Genomic DNA, 16,250 nt, shown 5'->3' with positions numbered 1-16,250 from the left:
GCCAGACCTCGCGGGCACACCCCCGGCGGGGCAACCGATCGGAGGCCCCGACCGGGATCAAGGAGGGGGAACGAGATGACCTTGGTGCACGGGGAACAGCACACGACGGTCGGCGGTGGCCGGCGATGGGCGACGCTGCCGGGCTGCAAGGAGGTGCTGGTGGTCGCGCAGACCGCCGTGTACGCCCAGCGGCTCCACGACATCTACACCCTGCTCGGCGCGGACCTGCGGATCCACGTGACGTTCACGGTGGCGCCGCACGCGTTCAACGGGGGCGCCGAGACGCACATCCGGCTGCTCGGCGGCACCGTGCTGCCGTGGGAGGAGGCCGTCCGACGCGAGTTCGACCTGGTACTGGCCGCCGGCTCGCAGGGGCTGGAGCAGTTGCACGGGCCGCTGGTCCGGCTGCCGCACGGCGCGCGGCACATCAAGCTGTCCCGCACGCCCGGCCCCGGCGGCGAGCGCACCGCCAGCGGACTCGGGCCGGAGTACGTCGTCTGGAAGGGCCGGGTGGTCCCGGAGTCGTACGCGCTGGCGCACCAGGACGACCTCGCCGAGCTGGCCCGCGGCTGCCCGGAGGCGCTGCCGGTCGCCGAGGTCGTCGGCGACGCCTGCTACGACCGGATCGCCGCCGCCCTGCCCGCGCGGGAGCGCCACCGGGCGGCGCTGGGGCTGCGGCCCGACGAGAAGCTGGTGCTGGTCTGCTCCACCTGGGGATCGGGCTCGCTGTTCACCCGGCTCGACGCGGTACTGCCCCGGCTGGCGGCGGAACTTCCCCGGCACGGCTACCGGACGGCCCTGCTCGTCCACCCCAACGTGGCCGCCGCGCACAGCCCCTGGCAGGTCCGTTCGTGGGCCATGGCCACCGCGCGGGGAGCGGTCACGGTGATCCCGCCGGAGGCGGACTGGCGGCCGCTGCTGGTCGCCGCCGACTTCATCATCGGCGACCACGGCTCGGTGACCCTCTACGGCGCGATGACCGGAGCGCCGATCCTGCTGGCCCAGTACCCGCACCGGGACGTCAACCCGCGCTCGCCGGGCGCGCTGCTGGCCCGCACCGCGCCCGCGCTCGACCCCACCCACCCGCTGACCGGCCAACTCGCCTACGCGGCCGCGCAGTACCGCCCCGAGGAGTACACCGCCATCGCCGACGGGATCACCTCCGAGCCCGGCCGGTTCGACCGCAACATGCGACGGCTGCTCTACCGCGTGGTCGGCCTCGGCCAGCCCGCCCACGAACCTGAGCCCCCGGCGCTGCCGCTGCCGGCCCCACTCGACGGCCCGCCGGCACCGGTGCCGCTCGCCTCCGGGCAGGCATGACGGTGGCCGCACTGCACACGGTGCGCCTCACCCCGGCCGACGGTCTGGTGCCGTCGGCCGGGCTCCCCGCCACGCTGTTCGAGGCCCGGATCCACTCCCCCGCCGGCGCCTGCCACGGTCTGCTGACCAGTTGCCTGCCACCGGACCCGGGCGCCGACCAGCCCCGGCGCGCCTTCGTGGACGAGCACCTCGCGCTCGACCTCACCGGGCCGGACGCCGCCCGGTGGCGCCACCACGCCGACGTCCTCCACCTCGGCACGGCCACCCCGGAGGGCGCGCTGGAGCAGCTGACCGAGGCGCTGCGCACCCACCCCGGCTGCGCGGTGGTCACCGCCGACTGCGGTGCCGGGACGGTACTCGTCCTCGCCCGCACCGGCGGACGGCTGGCGATGCGTCTGCGGGACGGCACGAGCGGCCCGCGCTCGTCCTGGCAGCGGCTGGCCATCGGCTCGCTCGCGCACGCCTGGCTCGCGGCGGGCCGCGGGCTGGCCGAACTCACCGGCATGGCCACCTCGGCCTACTACTCCTACGAGTTGCTCGACACCTGCCTCAGCCGTCCGCCGCGTGCGGCCCATCGGAGTCATCAGAGCCATCAGGATCGCCGGGACCGCCGGGATCGCCCGGGCGGGGGGTGAGGCCCGGACCGTCGTCCAGCGCACCGATGCGGCCGGCCAGTCTGGCCGCATCGGGCGCGCCGAGCTCCCGGTAACCGGTCAACGACGCCTGGAACCGGGCCCTCGCCTCGGCCGTCCGGCCCCTCAACCGCTCCAGCTCGCCGGAGAGTTCCAGCACCCGCGCCTCCCAGAGGCGCGCGCGTCCGGCCCGGAACCCGTCGAGCGCCTGCGCGAAGCAGCGCTCGGCGGGCCCGTACGCGCCGAGCGCGCTGTGCGCCTGCCCGAGGAACGCGAGCGCGCGGGTCGCCTCGTACGCGTCCGGGATCTCGGCCAGCTCCCGATGGGCTGTGGTGATGATGCCGACGGCCTCCTCCGCACGCCCTGCGGCGAGCAGGACGTCGCCGAGACTCAGCCGGGCCAGCGCGGCACCCCGCACCAGGCCCTTCCCCGCCCGAATCCCGGCGGCCTCGTCGAGGCAACCGGCCGCCTCGGCCAGTCGGCCCGCCGTCCGGTGGGTCTGGCCCAGACCGTACAGCGCGTCCGCCTCCGCGAGGGGGGCGGCCGAGCACCGCGCCAGTTCGAGCGCCTCGGCGAACCAGTCGGCGGCCTCCTCGTCCTCCCGGGCGTTGCGCAGCCCGTGGCCGCCCGAGGTGAGCAGCCGCAGCTCGCCCGCCCGGTGGCCGGCCGCGCGGGCGGCGGCCAGACCGGTCCGGTGCGCCTCCACCCAGAGCCGCGCCGGGCGTAAGCGCAGGAACAACGGCCACATGGCGTCGGCCAGTTGCCAGGCCGTGGCGTGCCGACCGGTCTCGGCGGCCCAGCGCAGCGCGGCCATCAGCCGGTCGCGTTCGACGTCCAGCCAGCCGAGCGCCTCGTCCTCGTCCTCGAACACCCTTGCCGGGCGGGCCGGTTGACCCGCGTAGTCGCGGGGCAGCGTGCGGTGGCTGGGGCTGATGAGCTCCTCGGCGGCGGTGGCGGACGCCAGGTACCAGTCGAGGACGCGGTCTGCGGCCGTCCGGCCGGGCGGACCGTCGCGCAGGGGCTCGCCGCAGGCCCGGGCGTGCAGCTTCACCAGGTCGTGGAAGCGGAAGCAGCCGTCGCTCAGCTCCTCCAGGAGATGGACATCCATCAGCCCGTCGAGCAGCCGATCCGCCTCGGGCGCCCGCAGGTCGCCGGCCACACAGGCCACCTCCAGGGTGAACTCGGCGAACGGCAGCAGCCCCAGCAGGCCGTAGAGCCGGGCCGCGTCCGCCTCCAGCACCTCGAAGGACGCGTCCAGGACGTTGCGCACGGTCTCCCCCTCCACGTCGAGTGTCGCCAGCCGATCCGCATCCTGCCCCAGCGCCCGCGCGGTGACCGCGAGCCGCTGGACCGGGCGCGCCGCGATCCGGGCGGCCGCCAGGCAGATCGCGAGGGGCAGGTCCGCGCAGCGTTCCACCACCTCGGCCGCGGCCGCCTGTTCGGCGGCCACCCGGCCTTCGCCCACCCGTTGGGCGAGGATCTGCGCGGACGCGGCGCGCGCCAGCAGCCCCAGCGGGTGGAACACCGCGCCGTCTATCCCCAGCCCGGTCAGCCGGCGGCGGCTCGTCACCACGACCACCGCGTGCTCCGAACCCGGCAGCAGCGGGCGGACCTGCGCGGCCGTGGACGCGTTGTCGAGCAGCACCGCGATCCGGCGATCCGCCGCCACGGACCGCCACAGCGCCACGCCCTCCGCCAGGTTCCCCGGCACCGGACCGACCCCGAACGCCCGCAGGAACCCGCCCAGCGCCTCCACCGGATCCACCGGCCCGCCCGGGGCATGCCCGCGCAGATCCGCGTACAGCTGTCCGTCCGGAAACCGCCCGGACAGCCCGCGCAGCCACTGCGCGGCCAGCGCCGTCTTCCCCACCCCGGCAGGCCCGGTCACCACCACCGTCACATCCGCCGCCGCGGGCTCCGCGACCGACACCCCCAACGACTCGTCCAGCGCCGCGAGATCACCCTCCCGGCCGACCAGCCGTCTGGGCACCGGCGGGAGTTGCCGCGGCACGGGAAGCGCGGGCGCGTGCAGGTGAACCCCGCCGTGGATGGCCCCGGCCTGCACCACGGTCCCGGTGACGCGGGCGTCCTCGATCGAGTTCCGCTGGACCGACGCCGGAAGATCCGCCTCACTCACCGGCGGCCCCCGCCGCCCGCGTTCGCCGTTGGTGCCATTGGTGCCGTTGGTGCCATCGGTTTCCCCCGCCCGCAGACCAAAGCATCCGAGTGGTGGCGCCGTTGAGTTGATCAATTACCGTACAGCCACTACCACATGAATCACAGTCATATCGAGAATTCGTTGGAAGCGCTACTCCCGGAACAGGCCCAGTGCTATAGCCCGAGCCCCCGGAGACATGCGATGCTCACCTGCGACACGGCAAGCTGGTAGCCAACCGGCGGGGGGCGTCGAATTGGAGTTCCATCTCCTTGGTTCAGTTGAACTGTCGGTGAACGGGAGGGTGTTGCCGCCTGGTCCGGGCAAGCAGCGCCTCCTGCTGGCGGCCTTGGCGCTGGATGTCGGCAAGCCGCTGTCCCATGAATCACTTGCGTACCGCCTTTGGGGTGAAGACCCACCTCCAAGCGCGGTTGGCAGCCTCTACAGCCATGTGTCACGCCTTCGGGGCAATCTCCTCAGGGCCACCGAGGGCAAAGGACTGGACCACCCGGGTGAGGCCGCCGAAATAGACACCCAATCGCACACGTACGTACTCAGGGTGGACCCCCAGCTGATCGACTGGCACCGCTATACCGACCTCTCCCGCCGGGCCCGCACCCTCGCCGACAACGGCGAGGACACCCAGGCCCGCACCGTGCTGAGCCGCGCCGAGGAGCTGTGGCGCGGCGAGCCACTGGCCGGCCTCCCCGGCTCGTGGGCCCAGGCCACCCGCACCACCATGACCGATCAGCGCCTGGCCACCACCCTCCTGCGCGTCGAGGTCGAACTGCGCCTCGGCCGCTTCAGCGACCTGGTCCCCGAGCTCACCGCCCTCCGCGAACAGCGCCCCACCGACGAACGCCTCGCCGGCCACCTGATGACCGCCCTCTACGGCTCCGGCCGCCAGGCCGAGGCACTCGGCGTCTACCCCGCGGTCGTCCGCCTCCTACGCGCCGAACTCGGCACCGCCCCCGGCGAGTGGCTCACCCGTCTGCACGACCGAATGCTGCACGGGGCACCGCTACCGGATCCGCTCGCCCGTCCGGCCGCCGGTCGGGCCCGGCCCACCGCCCCGCCACCGGCGCCGTCGCCGTCGAACCTTCCGGGACGGCAGCACATGATCGGACGCGAGGAGGAACTGCAGCTCCTGCTGGCCGGCGCCGGCGTGGAGTTGGAGTACGGCGGTGTGGTGACCGTCTCCTCGATTCTGGGGATGCCCGGCGTCGGCAAGACCACCCTTGCCCTGCACGCCGCGCATCAGATGCGCGAGCAGTTCCCCGACGGGCACGTCTATCTGAACCTGCGCGCCCATGCCGGGACTCAGCATCCGCTCCCCTCAGAGGCGGCAGGGACGATGCTGCTGAGGCGCTTGGGCGTGCCCGCTGCCACCATCCCCCTGGACGCGGAGGAGATCTTCAGTCTCTGCTGTGAAGCGCTGGCCTCGCGCAGGGCCGTCGTCGTACTCGACGACGCGTCCAGCGCCGCCCAGGTCCGCCCACTCCTTCCGGCGGCCCCCTCCTCCCTGATCATCGTCACCAGTCGGCAGCAACTGGCCGAACTGCCGGGCTCCAGGCCGATCTTCCTCAATGTGCTCCCGGTCGACGACGCGGTGGCCCTGTTCACGGAGACGGTGGGCCAGGAACGGGCCAACGACCGCGGCCGAATCATCGAGATCGTCGACCGCTGCGGCCTGCTTCCCCTAGCGATCGAGATCATCGCCAGCCGTTTCAAGGGCCACCCCTCCTGGACCCTGGACCACCTCGCCCAGCGGCTCTCCCGCAAGACGGGCCGACTGACCGAGATCCGCAACGGCTCGGCCAGCATCGCCCGGGCCTTCGAGGTCTCCTACCAGTCCCTGCCAGCCGGGCATCGCTCGGCATTCCGGCTGCTCGGCCTGTACCCGGGACCGGACATCGGCCTGCACGCCGCGGCCGCGCTGATCGGGCGGACGGTCGACGAAACCGATCGCATTCTCGAAGCCCTGCTGCATTGCCACCTGCTTCAGGAGAACACCCCGGAACGCTACCAACTCCACGATTTACTACGCGAGTTCGCAGTGGCACTCGCACTGAAGGAGGGGGGAGAGCGGCGTGACGCGGCAATCCGACGCGTACTCGGTTTCGCCCTGCGGGCCGCCGACCGAGCCGATCGCCTGCTCTACCCCCACAGATCACGACTGCCACTTCCAGCTCTTGACCAACTTACCTGCGCAGAGGCGCTGCTGGATGACCTCGAGCTGAACTCACCCGAGTTCGCACGCGAATGGCTGGAGGCCGAACACGCCAGCCTCGCCGCACTGGTGACATATACGCGTTCCATCGACCTCCCCGAGGCAGGCGCCTGGCTCTCACACGTCCTCGCCGGCCACCTGGACGCCGAGGCCTACTGGAGCGAGGCCCATGACATGCACCAAGCGGCCGCCACTCACTGGCACTCGGTCTCGAACGACCGCTACGAGGCGCGGGCCCTGATCAACCTGGGCGCAACGCTCGCCAATGCCTCGCGCTACCCGTCAGCCATGGAGGCCCTGGAGTGCGGGTTGGCACTCGCCCGCTCCGAGAACGACCTGGACGGCACTGCAGAGGCGCTCAGTCTCCTCGGAAGCCTACTGTGGCACCAGGGCTTCCTGCACGAGGCATTGGCCCGGCAGGAGGAGGCACTACAGATCCGACAGGAGACCGGCGACCGATGGAATACCGCGCGCTGCCTCGCGAACATCGGAATTGTGCAGAGTTCGCTGGGGGATGCAAAGATGGCACTAACCGCCTACAGTAGCGCCCTTCCGCTTGCACGTTACTTCAATGACAAGATATTCGAGTTGCGCATCCTCAATAATCTCGGCGACCTCCACCTGGGTGCGCGAAATCATCAGGCAGCACGAGACACGTTCGAACGGATTCTTGACATCGGGGGCGACTTCATGTCGAGTCTCGATCTTTCGGTGGTACAGATCAATCTGGCCGCCGCCCTCAGAATTCCGGAAGAGCTCGACCGCGCCCTGATTCTCTACCGGTCGGCATTAACCACATTCCGGTCGCTTGGCAGCATTCGAACCGAGGTCAACGCGCTCAACGGACTGGGTGACACCCTCCGCACTGCCGGCCGCTGCGCCGACGCCCATGATCAGCATGCCATCGCCCTGGAACTGGCCCGCTCCATCGGCACAGCCCGCGAGGAGGCCGCCGCCCTGCGCGGCCTGGGCTGCTGCGAACACGCACTGGGCCTGGAGACCGAGGCCGCGCGACACCTGGCCGCCGCGATCGCGCTGGCCGACCGCATTCAGGCGGCAGAGGAGGCAACGCTAGCCCGCGAGGCCCTGGCCGACCTGCACCACCAGCAGGCCCTCCGGAGGGCCGCCGACAACCGGTAGGCGTAGTCGGAATGCCGCCTTCCGATTAATACGATAAACCTCTATTCCCATCAGCCGGGAATCGATCACAACTTAACGCATGGGTACAATTTCATGCGCGTGCATGGCGTATGTGACGCTTTGATCACAGCCCGTTCTAATGGTAGGAATGACCCTGGGCGCTCGCCCACCTCTCCACTTCTACCTCAAGGAACAATTCTCCGTGAGCACAACCCTCATTCGGATAGCTCAGCCGTCCCACTGCTCCATTGCCCGCACCGGCCGAATGAGCCGCGGTATCACTCAGCCCATGGAGCCTGGGCTCCTCTGGTGGCTGCCGATTTGGTGCTGATGTCACCACCCAGCCTGCCGTGACGCGGCCACAGCCCGAGGGCTGTGGCCGCGCCTCCGTTCCACCACTCTCGCTTCCGCGAGGCAGCAAATTCAGCCGAGCCGCCTTATGCATGCGCAGCAACCGCCACACCCCTACGCTTCCCCACCCAGTGGGCGCATGCGACCGGAGCGAAGGCCGCCCGACGAACCCGCTACGGATTGGCATCGGTCCGAACCGCCTTTGGCAGCCCGAGCAGCTGGCCGAATGCCGAACGGCACGCTGGTCCCCTCGTCACGCCTGCTGGATCGGCTCGGGCTTCGACCGACGCCCAACCGGCCGAAGTCCTGGCAGCACCAACCGAAACCGGGTGAACCCTGCCGACCACAGCCCTTGGTTTGCCGGTCGGCGCTCACGTGTTCGTGGCGCTTCCCAGGGCGACGGCGGCCTCTCCCGTGTGCATGAGGAAGGTCAGCGATGCCTGGAGGTAGAGCTGGATCGTCTCGGCGTCGTGGGAGAGGTAGCCGACCGATACGTCCTGGCCGAGGACGAGTTCGAAGTCGCCGCCGCGGGTGGAGAGCAGGAAGGCGCCCTCGATGGCGGGGGCCCAGATGATGTCGCCGTCGAGGAGGCGGGCGATGTGGTTGTGGACCGGGTAGCCGTGGTCGCTGGTTTCGTTGACGGCGGTGAAGGTGTCGGCGCCCAGGAGGAGTGAGTAGGGGCCGCCCACCCCGGCGAGGCGCAGGGCGGTCAGGGCCCGGCTTACGGCGTTCGGGAACTCGCGGACGTCCTCGGGGAGTTGGATGGGGGGGTTGGTGGCGCCGACGCGGATTCCCTCGATTCCGGCGGCGCGGTAGCCCTCGAAGACGGCGCGGTCCTCGGCGAGGGCGATCGCACGCGCCGCGTCCTTGACGGGCTGCCAGTCGGCGTCCCGGGCTCCGCGCTCGACGGAGTCGACGGCGGAGCGGGCGACGGTGAAGGGGACGCGCAGCTCGACCAGGGGCTGGGCGTCGCGGGAGTGCGCGAGGACGCCGTTCGCCGGTGGGCTGATGCCGGTCAGGTGGCCGGTGCCCACGGCGGCGAGGGTGGTGCCGTCCGGGCCCCGCAGATCGACCACACGGCGGCCGGCGATGTGGAGCTTGAAGGTCTGTCGCGCCTCCTCCTCGATCTCCTCCCAGGCCGCGGCGGAGATGGGGGCGAGGTCCCGGTGCAGGTTGTTCATGGTGCGGAGATCCCTTTCAGGCTGCCGATGCCCAACGAGCCGTCGGCGGTACGGAGAACGGTGCTGAGCGCGGTGCGCGGGGTCGCGGGAACAGCGGCGGAAGCAGCGGCGGGAAGAGCGGCGGGCGCGGGCGGCGGGGAGTCGAGGAAGCCCGCGGTCGGGACGAAGAAGAGCGACCCGGTGACGGCGGTGGAGAAGTCCAGGATGCGGTCGTGCCGGCCGGGCTCCCGGCCGGCGAACATGTTCCGCAGCATCTCCTCGGTCACCTCGGGGGTACGCGAGTAGCCGATGAAGTAGGTGCCGAACTCCCCTCCCCCGCCGAAGGATCCGAACGGCATGTTGAAGCGCATGATCTGGCGCTCCTCCCCGTCCGGTCCGGTGACCGTCGTCAGGGCGACATGCGAGTCGGGGGGCTTCACCTCGTCGTCCATCTCGATGTCGGCCAGCTTGGTGCGGCCGATCGCCCGTTCCTGCTGTTCCACCGGGAGGGCGTTCCAGGCGGCGAGGTCGTGCAGGTACTTCTGGACGATGACGTAGCTGCCGCCGGTGAACGCCTCGTCCTCGGCCCCGATGACGACGGCGGTCTCGGCGGCCCGGCCTTCGGGGTTCTCCGTCCCGTCGACGAACCCCATGAGGTCCCGGTCGTCGAAGTAGCGGAAGCCCTGTACGGAGTCGACCACGGTGGCCGCGCCGGCGAGCCGCTCGGTGAGTTGGCTCGCCAGCTCGAAGCAGAGGTCCATCCGGGAGGCGCGCAGGTGCAGCAGCAGATCGCCGGGGGTGGCCGGGGCCCGGTGGCGGGCGCCGGTCACCTCCTGGAAGGGATGCAGTCCGGCGGGTCTGGGGCCGCTGAACAGGCGGTCCCAGACGTCGGAGCCGATGCCGGTGACGCAGGTCAGCCCGCCCTCCGGGGCCCGGAACCCGACCGACCGGCGCAGGCCGGCCAGGTCGGGCAGCAGGTCTCGGACCGCCTGTTCACCACCCGGGTCCACGGTGAGCACCAGGAAGACCGCCGCACTGGTGAGCGGGGTGAGCACGGCTTGGGGTTGCACCGACGACGCGGACGACGCAGACGGCGCGGACGGTGGAGACGGCTGGGGCGGTGCGGCGGACGGTTCGGGCGGCATCACGGGCTCCAGGACGGCAGGACAAGGCGACAGGACGGGGAGACGGCGATCGGACAGCCCTCAGGCCGTCCGTGCGGCCTCCCCCTCGGCGCGGTGGTCGGCGAAGATCGGCCCCCTTGATCCAGGGGGCGGGCCGGCGGCCCGATGAAGACGTGCCGGGCCAGCGGAAAGCTGATCATGTATACGATTACATCGCATAGTGGACATTTAGGCGCAGCCAACACGCACCCGAATGGCCCTCGGCGAACGCTCCGTCCGGTGCGGGCCATTCGGAGCAGCGGGGTCACGGAGCCACGGGGTGCACACGGGGCCCGTGCCCGGGTACGCGGAAGGGGCGGGCCGAAGCCCGCCCCTCGTCCAGCCCGCGCGCCCTCAGACCCGCAGGGCCGCGAGCTGCTCGGCGAACGGCACCACGGCCTCCGCGCCGGCCGACCGCGCGGCAGCCGCCCGACCGGCCCCCGGCCGGTCCGCGCCGGCCGGAGCGGGGCGGGCCAGCAGGGCCGCCAGCTCGCCCGCCGCGCGGTCGATCCGGGCCGGGAGGCCGCCGGTGTGACGGTCCCCCGCAGCGCCCCAGTCGTCGGTGGCCGCGTACACCGCAGTCGGCACGACGACCGACCGCAGATAGCCGAACAGCGGCCGCACGGCGTGCTCCAGGGCCAGCGAGTGCCGGGGGGTGCCGCCGGTGGCGGCGATCAGCACGGGCTTGCCCGCGAGGGCGTCGTGGTCGATCACGTCGAAGAAGGACTTGAACAGGCCGCTGTAGGAGGCGGTGAAGATCGGCGTGACGGCGATCAGCCCGTCCGCCGCCGTCACCGCCTCGATCGCCCCGCGCAGCGCGGCCCCGGGGAAGCCGGTCACGAAGTTGTGGGCGATGTCGGTGGCGAGGTCGCGCAGTTCGATCACCGTGACGTCGACACCGGTTGCGGCGCCGTCGAGTTGCCGGACCGTCGACTCGGCCAGCCGGTCGGCCAGCAGCCGCGTCGAGGACGGCTTGCTGAGCCCGGCGCTGACCACCACCAGCCTGAGCGTGCTCACTTTGCCACCTCCGCCGTCTCCTCCTGCTGCCGCGCGGCGAGTTCGGCCGCCACCCGGGCCGCGTGGGTGGGACCGTCCGGGACGCCGGCCGGCCGCCCCTTGGCGAACTCCGCCCGCAGCACCGGGACGACCTCCTCGCCGAGCAGGTCCAGTTGCTCCAGCACGGTCTTCAGCGGCAGTCCGGCGTGGTCCATCAGGAACAGCTGGCGCTGGTAGTCGCCGAACGACTCGCGGAAGGTGAGCGTCTTCTCGATGACCTCCTGCGGGCTGCCGACGGTGAGCGGGGTCTGCTCGGTGAACTCCTCCAGCGAGGGCCCGTGCCCGTACACCGGGGCGTTGTCGAAGTACGGCCGGAACTCCCGCATCGCGTCCTGCGAGTTCTTCCGCATGAACACCTGCCCGCCGAGGCCCACGTACGCCTGCTCGGCCGTGCCGTGGCCGTAGTGGGCGTAACGCTCGCGGTAGAGGTCGACCAGCTTCTGGAAGTGCTCCTTGGGCCAGAAGATGTTGTTCGCGAAGAAGCCGTCGCCGTAGTAGGCGGCCTGTTCGGCGATCTCGGGGCTGCGGATGGAGCCGTGCCAGACGAACGGCGGGACGCCGTCCAGCGGGCGCGGGGTGGCGGTGAAGGACTGCAGCGGGGTGCGGAAGCGGCCCTGCCAGTCCACCACCTCTTCGCGCCAGAGCTGGTGCAGCAGCGCGTAGTTCTCGATCGCGAGCGGGATGCCCTGCCGGATGTCCTTGCCGAACCACGGGTACACCGGCCCGGTGTTGCCGCGGCCCATCATCAGGTCCACCCGGCCCTCCGCGAGGTGCTGGAGCATCGCGTAGTCCTCGGCGATCTTCACCGGGTCGTTGGTGGTGATCAGGGTGGTCGAGGTGGAGAGGATGATGCGGTCGGTCTGCGCGGCTATGTAGCCGAGCATGGTCGTCGGCGAGGACGGGACGAACGGCGGGTTGTGGTGCTCGCCGGTGGCGAACACGTCCAGGCCGACCTCCTCGGCCTTGCGGGCGATGGCCACCATCGCCTTGATCCGCTCGTGCTCGGTCGGGGTACGGCCGGTGGTGGGGTCAGGGGTGACGTCGCCGACGGTGAAGATTCCGAACTGCATGCTGCTCACCACACTCCAGGTGGGCCCGGGTTTCAGGACCCGATCGTCAAAGTTTCAACCATCTTAGCACCGGCCCGCCCGTCGTTGTTCCCGGCCTCCCCCGAACCGCCGTCCGCTCCGACACGGCGGGCGCGGAGGCGGCCAGGGCGGCGCCGATCCGGCGCGGGGCACACAGACCGTGGACCCCGGTGCCCGGGCCGCCGAGCCCGTGGCGCGCGACAATGGGGGGTGCCGGGACGGCCGGCCCGGGTATCCGGAAGGGCGGCGAGCCGATGACGGCCTATATCGCGGTGAGCGCGCTGAGCCATGAGGGCCTGGTGCGGGAGCACAACGAGGACAGCCTGACGGTCGGGCCGTGGACACTCTGCGCCACCGTGACCACCAACCCGCAGACACTGTTGTTCCCGCTCGGCCCGCCCTGCGTGGTGGCGGTGGCGGACGGCCTGGGCGGACACCCCGGCGGCGAGGTGGCGAGTGCGCTGGTGGCCCGCCGGCTGGCGACCGCCGGGCCCGGACTGGACGGCGAGGAGGCCGTCCGGGAGGGGCTGCAGTCCTGCAACCGGGCGGTGTACGCCGCCGCGGCCGGTGAACCGGAGCTCGCCGCGATGGGGACGACCGTCGCCGGTGTGGTGCTGCTGCCGGACCAGGCGGTGGTCTTCAACGTGGGCGACAGCCGGGTCTACCGGATCGCCGGGGACGGGCTGCGCCGGCTCAGCGTGGACGACAGCCCGCCGCTGCCGCCCGGGCGGCGCACCACCTCGGTGGTCACCCAGACGCTGGGCGGATCGCTCGGCCTGACCTTCGTCGAACCGCATGTGCGCAGCGCGCCGCTGGCGGTCGGCGACCGCTATCTGGTGTGCAGCGACGGGCTGACCGACCCGCTGCCGGAGGAGGAGCTGTCCGAGGTGCTGACGCGGCCCTACGAGGGCTCCGAACGGGCCGACGGGCGGGCCGCGTTCGAGCTCTGGCGGGCGGCGATCGAGGCGGGCGGACCGGACAACATCACGCTGGCGCTGGTGCGGATCGGCGAGTGAACGGGCGGCCGGCCCGGCAGCCGGGCGGCCCCGGCGGAGCGCTGGACGCGCTCCGCCGGGGCCGCCGTCGGCCTTGACCGGTCGGGGTCGCTCGTAGCCGGCCGGGCCTGCCCGGGGCCGCCGGTCAGAACTCGGTCGTGATGCTCACCCCGCCGAAGCCCTGCTGCGCGTAGAGGCTGATGAACACCGCACCGGCCGGCGGGTCGGTCACGGTGAGGGTCTCGCCGTTGCCCGCGCTGACGGAGCGCGCGGTGTAGGCGTTGGTGTACGCCCAGCCGCCGCTGTTGTAGTAGAGGTCGGCATTGCCGGTGCCCCCACTGCTGGTGATCTTCAGCTGCCGGGTGCCGGCCGGGACGTACAGGTAGAAGTGCGCGTAGTTGCCGGTGGTGGCCGCCGCGTTGCTACGACGGCAGTTGCGGTCGAGCTGGCGGGTGTCCGAGCCGGTGCACTCGGACAGGCCCGCGACGGTCACGGTGCGGCTGGTGGTAGCCGTGGCACCCTTGTCGTCCGTCACGGTGAGGGTGACGGTGTAACTGCCGGGCGCGGCGTACGTCTTCGACGGGTTGGCGGCGGTGGAGGTGGTGCCGTCACCGAAGTTCCAGGCGCGGGCGGCGATGGTGCCGTCCGCGTCGGTGGAGCCGTCGGTGAAGGTGGCGGTCAGCCCGCTGACGGCGGCGGTGAAGGCGGCCGTGGGCGGCTGGTTGCCGGGCGGGTTGGTGGTGCCGCCGCAGGCGCCGTTGGCGCAGGCGGTCAGCCAGGCGTCGAAGTCGGCGTCGTAGCGGGTGCCGATGGTGCCGGTCAGGTAGGCGCGGGCGCCGTTCCAGTCGCCCGTACGGTACTTGGCGAGCACGGCGTCCAGGTCGGAGCGGTGCTTCTCCAGCATGTAGCGGACGGCGAGGTAGCCCCAGCGGTAGACCCGCTCGGTGTCGGCGTTGTTGTAGGTGGTGTCGAACAGGGTGCTGAGGCTGTAGGTGTGCCGGGCCGCGGCGGCGATCGCCGCGTCGTAGTCGACCTTTCGGTACGAGTAGGAGACGTACTCGGCGAAGCCCTCGACCCACCAGACGGTCGGGGTCGTCATGCCGGCGTCGAAGTCGCCGTACATGTCGAACCGGCCGTCGAGGTAGTGGGTGTACTCGTGGTTGAGGTTCCAGATCTGGAAGTTCGGGCGCACCCGGTCGTCCTCGTAGGCGAGGAAGCGCGGCAGGTTGCCGGCCGTGGCCGGGTCGCCCTCCAGGTACATGCCGCCGTTGTTGGTGTCGATGCCGTAGATGATGGCGGCGAACACCCCGTAGTCGAAGGAGGAGTGGAAGACCACGACCTCGATGGCGGTGTTCTTGTCGTTCGCCACCGGACCGTTGTCGCGGGCCACCGTGTGGAAGTAGGCGTCCTGGCCGGTCAGGCTGGTGCAGGCACTGGTGAGCTGGGTGCTGTTCAGCGCCTGGGCGAGGATGCGGATGCTCGGGCTGCAGGTGTAGGAGACCGTGAGGTTGGCGGCCTTGAGGCGGTTCGCGGCGTCGCAGGTGCCGTAGTAGGCGCAGTTGCCGGCGTCGTACGCGTCGGCCATCTCCGCGACGGCGGCCCACTGGTAGGCGGTGCGGCCGGAGACCGAGGCCTGGGCGGCCAGGGCCCGGTCCAGCGGGCGGACCTTGGCCTGGAGCGGCGCGTACTGGAGGAAGCGGCCGAGCTCACGGGCCGCGTTGTAGACCAGCGAGCCGTAGTCGCCGCCGAGTTGGTCGTTGTTGGTGACGGCGAAGCTGTACATCGTGTCGAGCACGCTGGGGTCGGACTGAACGGCGCTCACGAACGCGGCGTTCTGGTGGCCGCGCCACAGGACGGTGTAGACGCTGTTGACGGCGTTGGCCATGCCGCTCGGGTTGTAGGTGGCGCTGTTGTAGTCGGTCAGGAGCCGCTTGACCACGTAGATGTAGCGGGCGTTCTCCTGCGCGCTGTCGATCAGCGTGACGGCCTCGCCCAGGATCGCGGCGTTGGCCGGGCTGACGTCCCGGGAGTGCGAGGCGGCGAAGAACGCGTCGAGCGCGCTGCGGATCGCGGTCTGCAGGGCAGACCCGTAGGTGCCGACGGCAGCGGGGTTGTACCACTGCACGTAGTAGCCCGCCCGCAGGTAGAGCACCAACTGCTCGACGGAGGTGGTGTTGTCGCCGGGGTACGAACCCGCCGCGTCACGCAGGGCGTAGGCCACGGTGGCCATCTGGGCCTCGCGGAACGCGCCGTACGCGTCGGTGCCGGTGAGACCGAACAGCTCGTTGACGCAGTCCAGATCGACGGACTTGATCTGCTGGACGAGGGCGCTGCCGGTACGGCTGGTGAAGTCCCCGACATTGCAGGGCTGTTCGGCGGCGGGCGCGCTCCGGCCGGTGGCCTTGGCGGCCTGCTGCTCACCGCCGCGCCGGTCCGGGGTGAGCGCGAGCGGGGCCCGCTCGCGCGCCGGGACGGGCTTGTTGTCACTGTGGCCGTCACGGACGGCACCGAGGCCGGGCTGCGGGGCCGGGTCGGTGGGAGCGGCAGCGGCGCTGCCGGACTGCGGCGAGGCCGGGACGGGGGTGGCCTGGCTGCGCGGGGCGAACAGGCCGAGCGCCAGGACGAACGCCATGGCGATCGTCAACAGCCTTGCTATCTGAGGTAGTTGTAGGCGTCGTGCGGTACTCACGTGGGGGCCTCCGGGCCATCTTCGACCGCGTGGGGGCGCGGCCGTACAGGGGTGAGGACCGTTGCGGCGGAGCCCAGGGGGTGGCTCTGTCGCGCACACGGTGGGGAGTGTGACATGTACCATGGCATACATCACATGACCGTGGAAGGCCCCTGACGGCAAGAGACCGGGCCTAACCCCAATGCCGGTGACTTAATTCGTGTCTCGCTTGGTGATCGTGACGGTGGCTGGTTGGGGTGGTGGCCAGTTGCGGTGTTGGGCGCGTTTGAGG

Annotated in this window: 10 protein-coding genes; 4 read left to right on the top strand and 6 right to left on the bottom strand. The window is 71.4% G+C overall.

Going from position 1 to position 16,250, the window contains the following annotated elements:
- Nucleotides 1-75: 75 nt before the first annotated feature.
- Together ACIQIB_RS09930 and ACIQIB_RS09925 are read left to right on the top strand one after the other, a co-directional pair.
- Complete coding sequence (locus tag ACIQIB_RS09930) at nt 76-1,320, top strand: hypothetical protein (RefSeq protein WP_400757478.1); 1,245 nt, start codon at nt 76-78, stop codon at nt 1,318-1,320.
- Complete coding sequence (locus ACIQIB_RS09925; RefSeq protein WP_400757477.1) at nt 1,317-1,955, top strand: hypothetical protein; 639 nt, start codon at nt 1,317-1,319, stop codon at nt 1,953-1,955. Before ACIQIB_RS09930 ends, ACIQIB_RS09925 begins: the two co-directional genes overlap by 4 nt.
- Here the strand turns inward: ACIQIB_RS09925 and ACIQIB_RS09920 are convergent.
- Entirely contained in the window at nt 1,870-4,089 is a 2,220-nt protein-coding gene (locus ACIQIB_RS09920; RefSeq protein WP_400757475.1) for an ATP-binding protein, read from the bottom strand. The genes ACIQIB_RS09925 and ACIQIB_RS09920 overlap by 86 nt on opposite strands.
- A 274-nt stretch (nt 4,090-4,363) precedes the next feature.
- Here ACIQIB_RS09920 and ACIQIB_RS09915 point away from each other — a divergent pair, with 274 nt between their 5' ends.
- Nucleotides 4,364-7,477, top strand: a complete 3,114-nt coding sequence (locus ACIQIB_RS09915) for an AfsR/SARP family transcriptional regulator (protein WP_400757473.1) — start codon at nt 4,364-4,366, stop codon at nt 7,475-7,477.
- A gap of 722 nt (nt 7,478-8,199) precedes the next feature.
- On the opposite strand, the gene ACIQIB_RS09910 is transcribed toward ACIQIB_RS09915, so the two are convergent.
- From ACIQIB_RS09910 to ACIQIB_RS09895, 4 genes are all read right to left on the bottom strand, one after another.
- Nucleotides 8,200-9,009 (bottom strand): family 1 encapsulin nanocompartment shell protein, encoded by an 810-nt coding sequence (locus ACIQIB_RS09910; protein WP_363614178.1) that lies wholly within the window; start codon nt 9,007-9,009, stop codon nt 8,200-8,202.
- Nucleotides 9,006-10,133, bottom strand: a complete 1,128-nt coding sequence (locus ACIQIB_RS09905) for a Dyp-type peroxidase (RefSeq protein ID WP_400757471.1) — start codon at nt 10,131-10,133, stop codon at nt 9,006-9,008. Before ACIQIB_RS09905 ends, ACIQIB_RS09910 begins: the two co-directional genes overlap by 4 nt.
- 372 nt (nt 10,134-10,505) lie before the next feature.
- Nucleotides 10,506-11,168: an FMN reductase gene (locus ACIQIB_RS09900; protein WP_400653651.1), complete on the bottom strand. Its 663-nt coding sequence runs from the start codon at nt 11,166-11,168 to the stop codon at nt 10,506-10,508.
- A complete protein-coding gene (locus tag ACIQIB_RS09895; protein ID WP_400757470.1) occupies nt 11,165-12,277 on the bottom strand; it encodes an LLM class flavin-dependent oxidoreductase in 1,113 nt (370 codons plus the stop codon). Before ACIQIB_RS09895 ends, ACIQIB_RS09900 begins: the two co-directional genes overlap by 4 nt.
- A 272-nt stretch (nt 12,278-12,549) precedes the next feature.
- On the opposite strand from ACIQIB_RS09895, the gene ACIQIB_RS09890 reads away from it, so the two are divergent.
- Nucleotides 12,550-13,311, top strand: coding sequence for a PP2C family serine/threonine-protein phosphatase (locus ACIQIB_RS09890; protein WP_363614170.1), 762 nt, complete (start codon nt 12,550-12,552; stop codon nt 13,309-13,311).
- A gap of 124 nt (nt 13,312-13,435) precedes the next feature.
- On the opposite strand, the gene ACIQIB_RS09885 is transcribed toward ACIQIB_RS09890, so the two are convergent.
- Complete coding sequence (locus ACIQIB_RS09885) at nt 13,436-15,922, bottom strand: collagenase (protein ID WP_400757565.1); 2,487 nt, start codon at nt 15,920-15,922, stop codon at nt 13,436-13,438.
- Between the last annotated feature and the right edge of the window lie 328 nt (nt 15,923-16,250).

It is taken from the genome of Kitasatospora sp. NPDC092286, assembly GCF_044755565.1.
Lineage (GTDB): Bacteria > Actinomycetota > Actinomycetes > Streptomycetales > Streptomycetaceae > Kitasatospora.
The sequence above is the reverse complement of the archived record's forward strand: the minus strand, read 5'-3'. Positions and strand labels throughout refer to the sequence as shown.

What these genes read in the sequence shown, in the direction of transcription:
- ACIQIB_RS09930 (WP_400757478.1), top strand. Translation starts at nt 76, where the DNA reads ATGACCTTGGTGCACGGGGAACAGCACACGACGGTCGGCGGTGGCCGG.
- ACIQIB_RS09925 (WP_400757477.1), top strand. Translation starts at nt 1,317, where the DNA reads ATGACGGTGGCCGCACTGCACACGGTGCGCCTCACCCCGGCCGACGGT.
- ACIQIB_RS09910 (WP_363614178.1), bottom strand. Translation starts at nt 9,009, where the DNA reads ATGAACAACCTGCACCGGGACCTCGCCCCCATCTCCGCCGCGGCCTGG.
- ACIQIB_RS09905 (WP_400757471.1), bottom strand. Translation starts at nt 10,133, where the DNA reads ATGCCGCCCGAACCGTCCGCCGCACCGCCCCAGCCGTCTCCACCGTCC.
- ACIQIB_RS09895 (WP_400757470.1), bottom strand. Translation starts at nt 12,277, where the DNA reads ATGCAGTTCGGAATCTTCACCGTCGGCGACGTCACCCCTGACCCCACC.
- ACIQIB_RS09890 (WP_363614170.1), top strand. Translation starts at nt 12,550, where the DNA reads ATGACGGCCTATATCGCGGTGAGCGCGCTGAGCCATGAGGGCCTGGTG.
- ACIQIB_RS09885 (WP_400757565.1), bottom strand. Translation starts at nt 15,922, where the DNA reads ATGGCGTTCGTCCTGGCGCTCGGCCTGTTCGCCCCGCGCAGCCAGGCC.